Genomic DNA, 14,915 nt, shown 5'->3' with positions numbered 1-14,915 from the left:
TGATGAAAAAGGTTAGCTTTTTCCAGTCGATTCGCTTTAAATTTATTGTTATTTTAATCCTACTTCTCTTATTAGCAATCCAAGTAATTGGAGCATATTTTGCCCAGAAGTTGCAGACGAATTTGGAAGAAAATTTCACGAATAACGTTGAACAACGACTACAGGATTTAACCTATTATTTAGAAGAAACTTTTAAAAAAGACCGGGATGAGGCTGAGCAGATACCTTCCTTACAGCAAGAGGTACAAAGTATTTTAACGTTGTACGATAGTGAGTTATACTCCGATTTACAAGTCATCGATACACAATCAAGGGTGATCGGTGCCAACAGTCAATTGGACCGCGTTGGAAAACGAATCACAGGAGAAAGCGGAGTAACACTTGCCCTTAACTTTGGACAAGATAGAAAGCAGATTTTGCGTGATCCATATACAGGTAACCGGATGCTCGTTCGAATTATCCCACTTTTTAATGGTGACACAGTCGTTGGTGCTATTAAATTAGAAGCTTCCATGGAAGATGTTTATGCACAAGTGCAAAGCATAAACAAAATCTTTTTAAACGGAACAATTTTAGCAATTATCGTAAGTGCCATTTTAGGGATATTGGTAGCTCGAACGATCACCAAGCCAATAACTGAAATGCGAAAGCAGGCAATGATTATGTCAACAGGGGACTTCTCGCAGAAAGTTAATGTGTATGGATTGGATGAGATTGGACAGTTAGCAAGTACCTTTAACGATATGAATGACAAACTAAAGCAGGCCCATGTAACGACAGAGGGTGAAAGAAGAAAGCTAAGTTCTGTCCTGTCTAATATGTCTGATGGAGTAATTGCCACCGATGAAACAGGTGCAATTACATTGATGAATGAATCGGCAGCAGATTTAATGGATAAAAGCTTTGATGAATTAAAAGGGCAGCAATTAATTGAAGTGTTGCAGCTGGACGAAAAGGTTGATGATTTGTTTGATTTACAAGAAGCGGGATCAATGATTATTGATTTTAGTGATGATGAGCAGTTTTATTTAATAAAAGCGAATTTCTCTGTTATTCAAGACGAAAATGAACAAATTACCGGGTTCATAACGGTAATTAGTGATGTTACAGAACAGGAAAAAGCCGAACGAGAACGACGAGAATTTGTTTCGAATGTTTCCCATGAATTGCGGACGCCACTCACCACGATGAGAAGCTATTTAGAGGCATTGACGGATGGGGCATGGGAGAACAAAGAAATTGCACCGAAGTTTCTTGATGTTACCCAAAATGAAACAGAACGAATGATACGCTTAGTAAACGATCTCTTGCAATTGTCGAAAATGGATCATAAAGAACAAACGATCTATAAAGAAAGAGTCAATATTATGCCATTTTTCCATCATATTCTTGATCGATTTGAAATGAATAAAAAGGAAAATATCGTAATAGAGCGGCAAATGCCTAAGGAGAACGTATTTCTTTGGATTGATAAAGATAAGATTACACAAGTAGTAGATAACATTATCTCCAATGCGATAAAGTACTCACCAGAGGGTGGCACAATTAAGTTCAAGGTCGTAAAGGAAAAACAGCGGATCTTAGTTAGTATTTCTGACCAGGGAATGGGAATTGCAAGGGAAAAGCTTGATAAAATCTTTGAGCGATTCTACCGTGCAGATAGGGCACGATCAAGGGAATTGGGCGGAACAGGTTTAGGGCTAGCAATTGCCAAAGAAATTATTGACTTTCACCATGGTCATATTTGGGCAGAGAGTAAAGAAGGTAAAGGGACAACCATTCTCTTTACACTTCCGCTTATTAAGAAAAAGCGGGGTGGACGTTAATGAAATTTGAAACGATAAAGTCCATTATTTTAGTTGTGCTAATTATGCTTAGTTTACTATTAACGCTTGGAATTTGGCGTTATCAACCAGACTATGAATATGCTGATAGTAGCAGAAGAGTCATTGAAGCGGATTTAGGTGGTGAGGAACAAACGAAGCGGTCTGTTATTCTCCCTTCACAAATTATTTACCACCAAGATAATAATCACTATGGATTAGTTAATAAGAAGAAGGAAAATGAACTTTACCAAATGTTGCAAGGTTGGTCTTTATACGATTTCTCTGTTAGTTCATATGAGAATGGAGAAGAGAAATTTAGTCCGAACTACGATAACTCGATTGAATTTGTTTTCCCAACCAAGATTCCAACATCAATGATAAGTGATCTCTTTACTATGGATGAAGAAAGGGGAATACCAGAAAGCACGTTCGACCGGATTTCGATCTCATTAGACGAAGAGCAAATGAATAATCAAATAATTTTTCAGAATACAGAAACGGGATTTAGCATTGACGCAAATATTCAGAATATCGCAAAGGTAAGAAAGAATTTAATCAATTACAAAAAGCAGAATGAACTACAACAATATCTCGTCTATGAAAACAATAATTTAATTCCAATTTATATTCCAGAACAAGTCAATTTGTATAAACACTTGTTTTCCTATAAAAATATTTTAGTAACTCCGCTTCGAAATGTGTTGTTTAATACACCATCTGCTGTAAGAAGCTCTGGTTACACGAATGGAAGTCAGTTGTATTCGGACGGTTCTAAGGCGATGATTGTATATGAACATCACATTGAATACACAAATCCAACACCAGCTGAGGCAAATCCAATGGAGCCTAGACAATTAATTAGTCAAACATTGGAGTTTATCAATGATCATGGTGGCTGGACAACCGGAACAACAGATCGCTACCAACTATATGACCTTAACCAAGAATCAAATAAAGTCCAATTTTATTTAACGTATGGTGGTTATCCAATTTTTGAGAATAGTGAGTTGTCGATGATATCAGTGACGATGAGAAATTTAGCGGTTTACCAATACATTCGTCCATTAATTCAATTAAAGGATACGTTTGGTGATGGACAGTTACAGGATATCGAATCAGGGTCTGAAATTATTGCGTTATTAAAAACAGACAGACGCTTTGAATCAGCTATGATTTTAGATGTTTCCCCAGGTTATAAAATGGAAGAACAACAAGGTGGCCAGATTTTTGCCCTAACACCGACATGGTTTATAAAGGATTACAATGGGTGGAAGGAATTGGATACGACTAATGAATTACCTTTCAGTAGAGGGGGCGGCAATTAATGCTCTGGGGTCAGATAAAAACTCTATTCATATTATGCTTCCTCATATTAGATATATTTTTGGTTCAACAATTTTTAGAAAATCAAAATTTGGAGCCTGCCTATATCCAAGAGTCCTCTAGAGAAGAGGACCTTAGGGCGAATATTGAAGGACTCGAGGACCTACCTGAGGAAATGGAACAAGGCTCGTATTTATATGCATCGAGAAAAATTTTTACTCAGGACGATTTTGCATCCCTTGAAAAATTTTCTAATCAAAAAGTTGACGTTGTCAATAATAGCTTAATCATTTCTACATTTAAACAACCTGTACCGATTAATACAAATAGTTATGGCGAAACATTACAAGCAAATATTTTTAATAGCAATAGCTACGTCTTTTGGGGAAAGAACGAGGAGTCGAATACGTTAATTTTTTTCCAAAAGTTTAATGATAGAACCATTTACTTTAATCGGAGTGCGGTGCTGTTAATTTTCCTAAATGAAAAAGGGGAAATGGTCCGTTATGTCCAAACGATGCTTATCGATGAAGATGAGCAAGAGGAAAAGCAGGATCTAATCAAAGCGTTTGATGCGGTGTTTAATCTTTATTACAATACAACCGAATTGTCTTCCGGAGATAAAGTAACGAAAACAGGTTTAGGTTATCACAACTTAACACCACTACCTAATGGGGTACAAGTGCTAGCTCCAACATGGAATATCTCTGTTAATAATGAGAAGAACTACTTTGTTAATGCGATAGAGGGCCTTTATTATCCAAGAGATGACAGTAGCTTTTTAAGAGAAACAATGGTCGCATTCTTAAAAACATTAAAGGGATCTAAAGAAAGCACAAGTTTACGAGTTGAATTCGAAGCCAGTCTTTCAAAAATTATCGAATCAACCATATGGGGTGGAGAAAAATGACATTACGTTTTAGCGTGCTTGCCTCTGGTAGTACGGGGAATGCGTTCTACATCGCAACAGAGAAGGAAAAGGTTCTAGTCGATGTAGGATTAAGTGGTAAAGAAATGGAACGTCTCATGGAGGAAGCACGTGTAAATCCAGAAGAAATAACGAAAATTTTAGTAACACATGAGCATAGTGATCATATTAAAGGATTAGGGATTTTTGCTCGGCGGTACAAGCTACCTATCTATGCTAATGAAAAGACGTGGAAGGCAATGGAAGGTGCAATTGGGAAGCTGGAGTTAGATCAGAAGTTTGTTTTTCAGATGGAGGAAACAAAAACATTTGGTGACCTTGATGTCGAATCATTTGGTGTTTCCCATGATGCCGCAGAACCGATGTTTTACACCTTTCATCACCAAGGCAAAAAGGTGGCACTCGTAACCGACCTTGGTTATGTGTCAGAACGGATTAAAAAGACAGTAGAAGATGCTGACGCGCTTATTTTTGAGTCGAATCATGATGTTGCGATGCTTCGAATGGGGCGATACCCATGGAGTGTCAAGCGCCGTATTCTTGGTGATTCTGGTCACGTTTCTAATGATGATTGTGCCCTAGCTTTAAGTGAAATCATTGGTAATAAAACAAAGCGTATTTATTTAGCCCATTTAAGTAAAGATAATAATATGAAAGAATTGGCTAGAATGTCTGTTGAAAACTACTTAAATGATCACGGCTTTACTGTCGGATCTGGGATTGAAATTCATGACACAGATCCAAAGACACCAACACGATTATATGAAGTAGGGTAAATAGTTGGTAGGCGTTAGTAGCTTTTATCCTTTGCATGTGTTGTCCTTACTGGGAGAATAGTTATTTCGCTTGAGACATAAGAAGAAAAAAGGGGCTGGTACGATGGGGTATTATGATCATCATTATAAACCAACACGAAAGCGGCGTTCTAATTGGTTGATCCCAACGTTTATTGGTATTGTAATTGGCATATTTATCGCTGTATTAGGACTACCTAACTTGATTGGAAATAATGGGGGCGCCAATGGTCGACTCGCCCAAGTTCAGACCAATGAAGAACTACAACTGGCAGAAGACAGTGGCACAGCAGGATCTCTCCAACAACTGAATGTTGATGTAACGACACGTGTAACCGATATTGTTCAAGAAGTGGCTACTGCTGTTGTTGGGGTTGTCAATATTCAAGGGCAAGGTAACTTCTGGGACCAAGGTAGTGCATCTAATGAAGCTGGAACTGGGTCGGGTGTCATTTACAAAGTAGATAATGGCAAGGCATTTGTTGTAACAAATCACCATGTCATCCAAGGTGCTGATGAGGTCGAGGTAGTCTTGCCTGATGGATCAAGGGTCAGTGCTGAGTTATTAGGTGGAGATTTGTTTACAGACCTTGCTGTTCTAGAAATGGATAGTGAGAATGTTGATAAAGTGGTTGAGTTAGGTAATTCTGATACAGCTAAAGTTGGCGAGCCAGTTTTAGCGATTGGTAGTCCATTAGGCCTGTATTTATCAGGCTCCGTTACCCAGGGGATTATTAGCGGGAAACAACGGGCAATCCCACAAGACTTTGATGGGGACGGCCGTGCTGATTGGCAGGCAGAAGTTATTCAAACAGATGCAGCAATTAATCCTGGTAATAGTGGCGGTGCCTTAATAAATATGCGCGGACAGCTAATTGGGATCAATTCGATGAAAATTGCCCAGTCAGAGGTAGAAGGGATTGGTTTTGCGATTCCGATTAATGATGCAATACCTATTATTAAACAATTAGAAACGGAGGGTAGTGTAACGCGCGCATATTTGGGTGTAGAGGCTTATTCGCTAGAAGACGTTGCGCAAGTTGAGTGGCAACGAACACTTCAATTACCAAAAGAAGTGGAAAGCGGTATTTATTTACGAAGTATCGAACCAATGTCACCTGCTGACCAAGCGGGACTACAACCATATGACGTAATTACAAAGTTAGATGATGTGCCAATTCAAAACATCATTGGGTTAAGAAAACACTTATATCAGAATAAGCAAGTTGGCGATCAAATGACAATTACCTTCTATCGAGAAGGACAAAAGATGGAAAAATCCGTTACACTTGCTGCACAAGAGTATTAATTTAATTGGGTCAGGACCATATAGGTCTTGGCCTTTTTGGATTGTTGGTGACCAAGGCACCCTGCGCTGTTCTAGAAAGATAGAAGTATAAAAAGACCCAAGAGCTGTCTAACTCCAGAATCGAGGTTCAATTCGGACACAAAAGAGCGAATCCGAGTAGATTGAGTCCGAATCGAGGTAGAATTCGGACCGAAAAGAGCAAATCCGAGTAGATTGAGTCCGAATCGAGGTAGAATTCGGACAGAAAAGAGTGAATCTGAGAAGATTGAGTCCGAATCGAGGTAGAATTCGGACAGAAAAGAGCAAATCAGAGTAGATTGAGTCCGAATCGAGGTAGAATTCGGACCGAAAAGAGCAAATCCGAGTAGGTTGAGTCCGAATCGAGGTAGAATTCGGACCGAAAAGAGCAAATCCGAGTAGGTTGAGTCCGAATTGAGGTAGAATTCGGACAGAAAAGAGCAAATCAGAGTAGATTGAGTCCGAATCGAGGCTGAATTCGGACAGAAAAGAGCAAATCAGAGTAGATTGAGTCCGAATCGAGGCTGAATTCGGACCGAAAAGAGCAAACCCGAGTAGTTTGAGTCCGAATTGAGGTAGAATTCGGACCGGAAAGAGTGAAATCCTACTCCTCGAGTCCTAATTGTGATAGGCCTTTCAGGGGTGAGCAAGGCGCTTTCGCTTTTCTGGTTTGTGGATAACTTTGTGAATAGGGATTGATTGTCTTCTCAAGTTAGGTATGATAGAGATAGATATAAAATAAAGGAAAACAAGGGATTGGAGGGGGTTTGAAGAAGTAGTTAAAAGATACAAAGTTCAGGATATAAGGAAGTTTTGTTAATAAACAAAAAAGTTATTAACATCCTGTTGATAAACTTGAGGATAACTTCCCGTATATAGTAGGGAACAGACATTCTTATACAAAATACGACAAGAGGGTGTTAGTATGTGGATAACTTCTGTGGATAAAGAAACATTTTGCGTTGATAATCTGTTAATAACGCGGATTTCCACTTGAATGTGAACAATAATGTGGATAGTTTTCATAAAACAATGATGTGTAACAAGAAAATTCGATTTAAAATAAGGCGCAAGGGAAAAAGGGGGAAGACATATGTATAAGGAACCAATCTTTTTAGCACCGGTTTTTAAGGAGAGAATTTGGGGCGGAAAAAAATTACACGAGAAATTTGGTTATAACTTACCTTCAGAAAAAACGGGGGAGGCTTGGGCAATTGCTGCTCATCCGCATGGGGCAAGCAATATCATGAATGGACCACTTAAGGGAAAAACATTGATGGAAGCATGGGACAATTATGGTGAATTATTTAATAAGTCTGCCAGTCAACCAGGTACATACCCATTGTTAGTTAAGCTACTAGATGCTAATGCTGACCTTTCCGTTCAAGTACATCCGAATGATACGTACGCAAGAGAAGTAGAGCAGATGCCATATGGGAAGACAGAGTGCTGGTATGTGCTAGATGCAGAGGAAAATGCTGAAATAATTTTAGGTCATCATGCCAACTCGAAGCAACAGCTGCAACAATATGTGGATAACTCAGAATGGAACCAATTATTAAGAAAAGTTCCGGTTAAGCGTGGCGATTTTATTTATGTTCCAAGTGGGACCATGCATGCAATTGGTAAAGGAATACTAATAGTAGAAACACAGCAAAGCTCAGATATTACTTACCGTGTTTATGATTACGGGCGAACGGATGATACTGGTCAAACACGGGAATTGCACCTTGACAAGGCGATAGAGGTCACGAATGTTCCACATGAAACAGTAACAACAGATAAAGTGGTAAAAACAATGGATGGACTTACGTCAGTTAGACTCGTTACAGAAAAGTATTTTACTGTTTATCATTGGAAATTAAGTGGCCAAGCACGTGTCACTTTATTTGCGGACTTTTTACAGATCAGTGTAATTCACAGGGAAGGAAAGATTGTGACAGAAGGAAATGCGTTTACGATAAAGCAAGGGGACCATTTCATTATGCCATCCACAGTGGATAACTTTGAGTTAATCGGTGATGCAGAATTGATTGTATCGCATGTTTAATATAGTAGAATAAAAGCGGACAACAATCGGGCATCGATGTTGTCCACTTTTCTTCAAAAAATAGGTGGTAATCAAACCTGATTTGGGTGAGGGACTTAATATAGGCGCGTTAAAAAAATATGGTTCACTGTACGAAAGGAAAATCTATTATGGTTAAACAGGTTGTCGTTTTGAGGAAAATTATATCCGGTATACTAAGCTCCGCAATTCTTTCGCTTTTACTTGTGTTTATTCATGGTTACACCTCATTTATCATTTACTTTGTGTACTTTTCACTTGGAACTTTAGTTATTGGCTTGCCAATTTCAATTATCACGGACTTGGTTATATTTAAAATTAAGGGAGCTTTAAAATACCTCTTTATTGGGTTAATTTTACACCTTGTGTTTGCGAGCTTTATTGTTTATCTGTTTTCTTTTGCTGAATCCGGTAATTTTCTTACCTATAGCAATGATCTTGTGTACTCGATTTTTGCTGCAGCTGTAGTCTTATGGGTGGTTGAAGGTATTCTGAAAAAAATTGGTTCCGATGAAAACAAATGATAATAAAAGGAGAGGCATCCTAAGTTGCTTAGAATGCCCGCTTTTTAAAGGGAAGGCAGAAACATTTCACAGTTGTGAACGTTTCTGCCTTCTTAATGGTTTAGAAAACCCCTGGCTATGCCGGGGGTTCAGGAGAGCTTATAGCGTTGTAAAAAAACCTCACTTCATGGTAGTAGGATAAAGTTGGTTTTCCAACCACTTTCTCACCATGAAGGATGTATCCTTGTGAAGGACATGAACGGTTTATCATACACAACATGGAATGCTAAGCTAAGTATCACGTAGTATTTGCCACAAAGTACAGAGGACAGATTATTTATGGAAATATAAAAAGAGTATTGGGCTAATTATAAGAGATTTATTTGAACGGAAAGGTGTAATCATTGATGGAGCAATTGCCTGTTTAGAAATCGGCTAAAAGAAGACTATATGGCTAATCAGTTAACATTGTTTGAATATTACTTATTTAAGGGTGAGAAAAAATCGAAAAAGTAAAGAAATTATTTAGAATTAATGAGTAAATGTGGTGCAGGAGGGAGATCATTTCAGCGGGCTTTTTAGGCTGAGGCCGGAAACAGCCGCAGAACAAACCACCAGAGTTCACACTGGTGGTTTTGATTAACCGCTAATGTCGAATGTCCAGTTCGGATAGAAGGGAAATAGATTGTTAAAGTTTCCGTCAAACCCGTGTTGGAAAATGGTTGTATAACTTCCGATTGAACCATCATAAATGTAGAATTCGTGTGCAGGGGCTTTATCATGTGAACCTTTGACTCTCCAGTCCCCGTCACGTTCTATCCAAGCATCATAGTAATAAGTAATATCTGGGGTTATATTATCATTATAAGGAATTCCACAATCCCCACCAGCACCAAACTGTTTTTTATCTGTTTCGTAACTGTTGGGAGACAATAAATATAAATCGTAAGCACCATTATCAGCAGTACAATTAGCTGTTTTTGAACTGAGAAAATTGTTATCTTCATCAACTAGGTAAGTTGTCCCTACACCAGTCCGCTGTCGATACGTGCTGTAGAGCGGTTGATCAAAGGTTACGTCGATATTTTGTAGGGTTTTATAATCATATGACAAAACATCATACGACCGATTATTACCTAAAAAATAAGTTCCGGATTGAAACGGGTTTGGAACCCTATAGTCAGGAATAAAGGTCATGTATCTGAATGAAAAATATGGTGAATCTGAACTCATTGTTATAAAGTTTGCTTCCTTCAGGCGGCTTACCTCAAAGTTCGTTTGTAAATCACTATCCAATGTTTTTACAAATTTAATGGCCTCGTACGTGTTTTCTAACTTTAACAATTTTTCATCAGAAACATTATTATCATGTTTCTTTTTCAGTTCCTTTTTGATTTTATTGACATCGTCATCAGAAAGTTTTTTCTTTCCAATTACGTTATAACGATATCTGGTGCTAGAAACTACATCTTGGTCAGTAAATTGTGTGTCAGAAACATTAGCGATGAGTGAACCATTCCGATAAACTTGATAAACGTTGTCATCATCAGGAATTTTAGGCCAATTTAAAGTTATAAAATTTGACCCAGCTACACTCTCTATTGTCATGTCTAGTGTATTATTTTGATTTTCTTTCTTTAACGATCCCTTATCCAAAGATGTTTTTGCTTTTGTAGAAATCCTAACGATGTCGGTGATTTTCTTATCATCGTAAGCAGCAATAAGATACTTATAAAGCACGTCAGCTTTAATTGTTGCATCAACAAACGAATTTTCTTTTGTTTCTCCTATTAAATTACCATCTCTATAAATCTTGTATTCTGTTCCAATCTTGTCCCAATTAAGTGTTATAGAAGATGATGTTATTTCTGTTTTTGCTTTAAAACGATCTTTAGCTTGAATAGCAAATAAAACAGATGATTGGCTAAACAACGTTGCAATCAGCGATACTACTACTAGTAAGAATAAAGATTTTTTAAAGTTCATTCGATTGATTCTCCTCCTCACGATTTTTATTCCCAAGTGAAACTAATTGCTAAGTCTATAAAATCACCCCTCTGCACAATTTTCCTCCACTGAGAAGAAGTGTTTCAAAGAAACTAAGCTTGGAGGGTTTCAATACTATAGACGTAGGCGGAATGGAAAAAGTTTCGACAAGGTTTTTTTGTGAGTGGATTTTTTATAATTAATAGCCCCACCTGAAGTCGTTGCAAGTATGTAAAAAGCGAGAAGGAGAATCGAACCATTTTTCCGATATCAATCCAAATACATTTCGACATGGGTGTAAGAAATCCTGTTCAAAAGAGGTAGTTACCCGAAAACTTAGTGTTCCTTCCAAAGGACATAAAGTAGTACGATCATCAGAATATCTAACCTTGCTTCAAAGGCAAATTGAAAGAAACCAACGTGAAGACTTGGAACTTTTGTAACTAAGAGAGCCATAATCATGATTACGAGAAGCGGAATTGTTGCCTTTTTTACGTAGTAATTTAATAGAAGTAGGACAGCACAAACAATCTCAAGTATTGCAACGAGAAGAACAGTAACACTTGGATAAGGAAGTCCATAATTTGCAAATGTAATAGCGAAATTAGGAACCATTAATTTAAGGATAGCAGACGCAAGAAAAACATAGGCAACAGCATAACGTATTAGTGACATCGATGACCATTTAATCATGGCATAATCCTCCCATTAAGTAGAATTATTTAAATCTATGATGGAAGCGGACAACCTATTCCATATAATTGGTGTTTTTCTTAGGTAGCATAGGAAAAAACAAGGGGTTCACTTTCAGGAGAGAAAAACCGGAGACAAGTTTTCAGCTTGTCTCCGGTTGCGTTAATAGCCTACTTCAACAGCAGCATTAACGATATACATGAGATCGTTTTTATCATCCTTATCCTCAAGAACAATGCCACTAGTCGTGGCCATTCCGCCATCGATTACCTCTACAGTAACAGTACCATATGGTATCTCCTGCTTCACACGTTCAATATCTAGTTTGTCTTTATCTAGGGGAACAGCTAGCTTGATATTCACCCTCATGTTATGTAAGGATTGCTCAGGTAAATAATTTTTGATACCAGGCATGGAATTGTAATGAATCGCATTTTCTACAGCCCTAACTGCTGCCTTGGTGATATCCTGACCATGAACATCAATGCCCGTACCTGTTTCGATAAAAATTATCCGCTCCATTTGTTATCCCTCCTTTATAGGTTAAGAGTAGACGAAATTTGCGGCTAAATCAATTAGGGAACCTGAGATAAATTTGGTACTATAAATGTAATGAACATAACAGAAGGGATTTACTATGAAAATTACAATTATTTCAGTTGGAAAACTAAAAGAAAAATATTTAAAACAGGGGATCCAGGAGTATGTAAAACGACTTGGTGCCTATGCCAACATTGATATTGTTGAAGTTGCTGATGAGAAGGCGCCGGAAAGTATGAGTGAAGCGGAAATGGAAGAAGTAAAACGCAAAGAAGGCGAACGCATTTTGACAAAAATCGGCACAGACTCCTATATTATTTCCCTGGAAATAAACGGACAGATGCTAACTTCGGAGAAACTTGCCGAAAAATTAGACAATTTGGCGACTCATGGTAAAAGTAAAATAGCCTTTATTATTGGTGGGTCATTAGGATTAAGTGAGGAAGTAAGGAAGCGGAGTGACTTTGCCCTGTCATTTTCAAAGATGACATTTCCGCACCAGTTAATGCGGTTGATATTGGTGGAGCAGGTGTACCGAGCGTTTCGGATTAATCGGGGGGAACCGTATCATAAGTAGGGGTAAAATACTAAGGGATGCAAGCGCGTCCCTTAGCGTTTCTTCGTTTGGAAATGGCTCATCCATGAAGGAGGTATCAATAGGTGCAACACAATTTATATTGATGTTATTCATCTTATTAAGTAGTACTCCTGTGCTTCCTTGAAGGGCTTCGATGGTAAAATCAAAAGTCAGGTTTATCTGAGTAATTTGTCTACCAGTTCGTCTGGATGTTGGTTCTTTTGTTATTTGGATATCCTTCACAAATAGAGCAAGGAGCTCTTTCTTTTCTGCAGAATCAGCCTGTTCTAGCATGGTTTCCAAGTTCTCAAGGAGATGCTTCATAGCATTTGCATCAATCGGTTCTTTGCTAATGTTCTTCAACTGTTGAACAACAGATTCTAATTTTTCTTGAAGTGATTCAAGTAATAGCTGGTATTCCTTAAGCTTTTTTGTGAAAATACCTTTTAATTCAGGCTCATCCATTAATTTGTTTATAATCGTGTCCATTCGTGAATCAGTTTTATCAATTTCGCGTAAAAGCCTCTTTTTCTCTTTTAATAATGGACGTTCAGCGTCTGCACGTTCTGCATTCATCTTTTCAACAAGCTTTTCGATGAAATAGGGCTCTGTCACAACTTTTTTTAGCTCTTCAATAGATTGCTGTTCGGCACGGTCAGCATTAATACTGTTTGGGGAACAAACTGATTTTCCTTTGTTATGAAATTGGCCACATTGATAATAACGATAAATTCTGCCTTTATGTCCTCTAGCTTTGGCAGAAACCATTCCATGTCCACATTCGGGGCATCGGATCAGGCGACTTAGAAAGTATGGTTGTTGAGATTGGGATGGCTGATAAGAACGCTGTTGACGTTTTTGCTGTACCTGTTCCCATATTTCTTTTGAGATTATCGGGGTATGCATACCGTCTACAATATCCGGGTTATTATTTTTCCCTTTGCGACGTTTCTCAGACCAGTTTTCATGCTGATTAAAACGGATTTTACCGATGTAAATTGGGTTGTCCAGAATGCCTTTAACTGTTGCTATGGAAAAGTCCTTACTCTTCTTAGTTTTATATCCTTTTTCATTGAGCATATAAGCAATTTTTTTATAACCATGTCCACGATTAGCTAAATCAAAAATCTCTTGAACGATAGCTGCTTCCTCTTCGTTTACGACAAGTTCTTTTTCTATAATGTTGTATCCTAATACTATACCTCCGTTCCATTTGCCTTGTTTGGCTCTTTGATTCATACCCATTTTGACACGATCGATAATAGTAGATCTTTCCATTTCAGCAAATGAACTTAACAATGTATAAAACATTTTTCCGCCAGGAGTGGTTGTGTCAATATTCTCAGAATAGCTCATTAACTGAACATTGTGGCGTTCAAGTGTTTCGACTATATCTAAGGAATCTCTTGTTTTACGAGCAAGTCGATCCAGTTTGTAGGTAATGACTGCATCAAATTTATCTTTTTTTGCATCCTTCAACAGACGTAACATTTCGGGTCTACCTTCAATATTCTTCCCACTTCGTCCTTCCTCGATGTATTCATCTACAATAAGGATTTTCCTCTGACTAGCGTATTCTCGAAGAAGTTGTTTTTGAGCCTCAATACTATGTCCATCAGCTACTTGTTCATCTGTACTTACGCGAGCGTATATTACCGCTTTAACTGTAGAATTCATCTTAATTTTCCTCCTAAAAAATAATGAAGAGACTAAATTAAGCCTCTTTTTTCTGTATTTCCATAGAATTATTAATTAATTTTGCTAGATGGCTAAGAAATTCTTCCTTTTTGCGTGTATCAGCATCAAGTGCCTCTTTAATACTTAGCTGTTTTTTATCATTAATCATAATGTTGTAAACGAAATCTTTCATCTGATACTCCTTTCTTAGATAGTTAATTCTTCTCGTTCCTTGTCTCTCATGTATTGGTGATAATCAGTATTATTCTCATATTCAAAGTTTATTTCATCTTGATCGTAATCCAGGTTAACAATATGTCTCTGTATATCAGGATGTTGTAGTAGTTCGAAATTTTTAAGAATTACCTGTGCCATTACCCATTCCTCAACAGAAACAAGAGATTCGTATTTTTCAAAAACATAGCGAGTTTTTCCATCTATCCTTTTCTTTACTAGGTTTATATAGAAGGCATCTTGAAGAACAGTTCTTACACTATGCTTTGTAAAAGATTTGCCGGAGGCAGTTTTAATGTCATTGTCGTTTAGTGTAATTGTCAACTGAAAATTCCCCCACATAGTCATTTAAAATTCCCCCACCTATAATTTTAATATTGGATAGGGGAATGGGAGTTATCAAAACGGTGTGATGCCTAGCTCTTGCTCTAATTCTGAC

General features: G+C 37.7%; 14 protein-coding genes and 1 pseudogene. 9 read left to right on the top strand and 6 right to left on the bottom strand.

Going from position 1 to position 14,915, the window contains the following annotated elements; translation table 11 throughout:
* Positions 1–2 precede the first annotated feature (2 nt).
* The 8 genes and pseudogenes from walK to NC799_RS16545 all read left to right on the top strand — a co-directional run.
* On the top strand, positions 3–1,826 hold the full coding sequence (gene walK / locus NC799_RS16580) for a cell wall metabolism sensor histidine kinase WalK (protein ID WP_272447559.1): 1,824 nt from the start codon (positions 3–5) through the stop codon (positions 1,824–1,826).
* Positions 1,826–3,151 (top strand): YycH family regulatory protein, encoded by a 1,326-nt coding sequence (locus tag NC799_RS16575; RefSeq protein ID WP_272447558.1) that lies wholly within the window; start codon positions 1,826–1,828, stop codon positions 3,149–3,151. Before walK ends, NC799_RS16575 begins: the two co-directional genes overlap by 1 nt.
* A 59-nt stretch (positions 3,152–3,210) precedes the next feature.
* The gene (locus tag NC799_RS16570; RefSeq protein ID WP_272447557.1) at positions 3,211–4,059 is read left to right on the top strand and encodes a two-component system regulatory protein YycI; all 849 of its coding nucleotides are present in this window, start codon (positions 3,211–3,213) and stop codon (positions 4,057–4,059) included.
* Positions 4,056–4,853, top strand: coding sequence for an MBL fold metallo-hydrolase (locus tag NC799_RS16565; RefSeq protein WP_272447556.1), 798 nt, complete (start codon positions 4,056–4,058; stop codon positions 4,851–4,853). The genes NC799_RS16570 and NC799_RS16565 overlap by 4 nt, the downstream gene beginning before the upstream one ends.
* Before the next feature lie 103 nt (positions 4,854–4,956).
* Complete coding sequence (locus NC799_RS16560; RefSeq protein ID WP_272447555.1) at positions 4,957–6,180, top strand: S1C family serine protease; 1,224 nt, start codon at positions 4,957–4,959, stop codon at positions 6,178–6,180.
* A 1,111-nt stretch (positions 6,181–7,291) separates the two neighbouring features.
* A complete protein-coding gene (gene manA / locus NC799_RS16555; RefSeq protein WP_272447554.1) occupies positions 7,292–8,248 on the top strand; it encodes a mannose-6-phosphate isomerase, class I in 957 nt (318 codons plus the stop codon).
* A 149-nt stretch (positions 8,249–8,397) separates the two neighbouring features.
* A complete protein-coding gene (locus NC799_RS16550) occupies positions 8,398–8,790 on the top strand; it encodes a hypothetical protein (protein WP_272447553.1) in 393 nt (130 codons plus the stop codon).
* 234 nt (positions 8,791–9,024) lie between these two features.
* Positions 9,025–9,193 (top strand): annotated as a pseudogene (locus NC799_RS16545) (transposase); the annotation flags it as partial.
* A gap of 215 nt (positions 9,194–9,408) precedes the next feature.
* Here NC799_RS16545 and NC799_RS16540 read toward each other — a convergent pair.
* From NC799_RS16540 to NC799_RS16530, 3 genes are all read right to left on the bottom strand, one after another.
* Positions 9,409–10,755, bottom strand: a complete 1,347-nt coding sequence (locus NC799_RS16540) for a DUF3238 domain-containing protein (protein WP_272447552.1) — start codon at positions 10,753–10,755, stop codon at positions 9,409–9,411.
* 336 nt (positions 10,756–11,091) lie between these two features.
* Entirely contained in the window at positions 11,092–11,448 is a 357-nt protein-coding gene (locus NC799_RS16535) for a DoxX family protein (RefSeq protein WP_272447551.1), read from the bottom strand.
* A gap of 162 nt (positions 11,449–11,610) precedes the next feature.
* A complete protein-coding gene (locus tag NC799_RS16530; RefSeq protein WP_272447550.1) occupies positions 11,611–11,970 on the bottom strand; it encodes a Lin0512 family protein in 360 nt (119 codons plus the stop codon).
* 115 nt (positions 11,971–12,085) lie between these two features.
* On the opposite strand from NC799_RS16530, the gene rlmH reads away from it, so the two are divergent.
* Positions 12,086–12,565, top strand: coding sequence for a 23S rRNA (pseudouridine(1915)-N(3))-methyltransferase RlmH (rlmH, locus tag NC799_RS16525; protein ID WP_272447549.1), 480 nt, complete (start codon positions 12,086–12,088; stop codon positions 12,563–12,565).
* Here the strand turns inward: rlmH and NC799_RS16520 are convergent.
* The 3 genes from NC799_RS16520 to NC799_RS16510 are packed head-to-tail and all read right to left on the bottom strand — an operon-like array spanning position 12,491 to position 14,824.
* A complete protein-coding gene (locus NC799_RS16520) occupies positions 12,491–14,242 on the bottom strand; it encodes a recombinase family protein (RefSeq protein ID WP_272447548.1) in 1,752 nt (583 codons plus the stop codon). The genes rlmH and NC799_RS16520 overlap by 75 nt on opposite strands.
* A 37-nt stretch (positions 14,243–14,279) precedes the next feature.
* Complete coding sequence (locus NC799_RS16515) at positions 14,280–14,435, bottom strand: hypothetical protein (RefSeq protein WP_272447547.1); 156 nt, start codon at positions 14,433–14,435, stop codon at positions 14,280–14,282.
* A gap of 14 nt (positions 14,436–14,449) precedes the next feature.
* Entirely contained in the window at positions 14,450–14,824 is a 375-nt protein-coding gene (locus tag NC799_RS16510) for a recombinase family protein (RefSeq protein WP_272447546.1), read from the bottom strand.
* Positions 14,825–14,915: the final 91 nt, after the last annotated feature.

Origin of the sequence: Aquibacillus salsiterrae (assembly GCF_028416595.1) — a bacterium.
Classification (GTDB): Bacteria; Bacillota; Bacilli; order Bacillales; family Amphibacillaceae; genus Aquibacillus_A; species Aquibacillus_A salsiterrae.
Note: the sequence above shows the minus strand (reverse complement) of the source record. Positions and strands in the feature narration are given on the sequence as shown.

Excerpts from the sequence above, each read along its gene's own strand:
- NC799_RS16560 (WP_272447555.1), top strand. The coding sequence starts at position 4,957 with ATGGGGTATTATGATCATCATTATAAACCAACACGAAAGCGGCGTTCT.
- NC799_RS16540 (WP_272447552.1), bottom strand. The coding sequence starts at position 10,755 with ATGAACTTTAAAAAATCTTTATTCTTACTAGTAGTAGTATCGCTGATT.
- manA (WP_272447554.1), top strand. The coding sequence starts at position 7,292 with ATGTATAAGGAACCAATCTTTTTAGCACCGGTTTTTAAGGAGAGAATT.
- NC799_RS16535 (WP_272447551.1), bottom strand. The coding sequence starts at position 11,448 with ATGATTAAATGGTCATCGATGTCACTAATACGTTATGCTGTTGCCTAT.
- NC799_RS16520 (WP_272447548.1), bottom strand. The coding sequence starts at position 14,242 with ATGAATTCTACAGTTAAAGCGGTAATATACGCTCGCGTAAGTACAGAT.
- walK (WP_272447559.1), top strand. The coding sequence starts at position 3 with ATGAAAAAGGTTAGCTTTTTCCAGTCGATTCGCTTTAAATTTATTGTT.
- rlmH (WP_272447549.1), top strand. The coding sequence starts at position 12,086 with ATGAAAATTACAATTATTTCAGTTGGAAAACTAAAAGAAAAATATTTA.
- NC799_RS16530 (WP_272447550.1), bottom strand. The coding sequence starts at position 11,970 with ATGGAGCGGATAATTTTTATCGAAACAGGTACGGGCATTGATGTTCAT.
- NC799_RS16510 (WP_272447546.1), bottom strand. The coding sequence starts at position 14,824 with ATGACTATGTGGGGGAATTTTCAGTTGACAATTACACTAAACGACAAT.
- NC799_RS16575 (WP_272447558.1), top strand. The coding sequence starts at position 1,826 with ATGAAATTTGAAACGATAAAGTCCATTATTTTAGTTGTGCTAATTATG.
- NC799_RS16550 (WP_272447553.1), top strand. The coding sequence starts at position 8,398 with ATGGTTAAACAGGTTGTCGTTTTGAGGAAAATTATATCCGGTATACTA.
- NC799_RS16515 (WP_272447547.1), bottom strand. The coding sequence starts at position 14,435 with ATGAAAGATTTCGTTTACAACATTATGATTAATGATAAAAAACAGCTA.
- NC799_RS16565 (WP_272447556.1), top strand. The coding sequence starts at position 4,056 with ATGACATTACGTTTTAGCGTGCTTGCCTCTGGTAGTACGGGGAATGCG.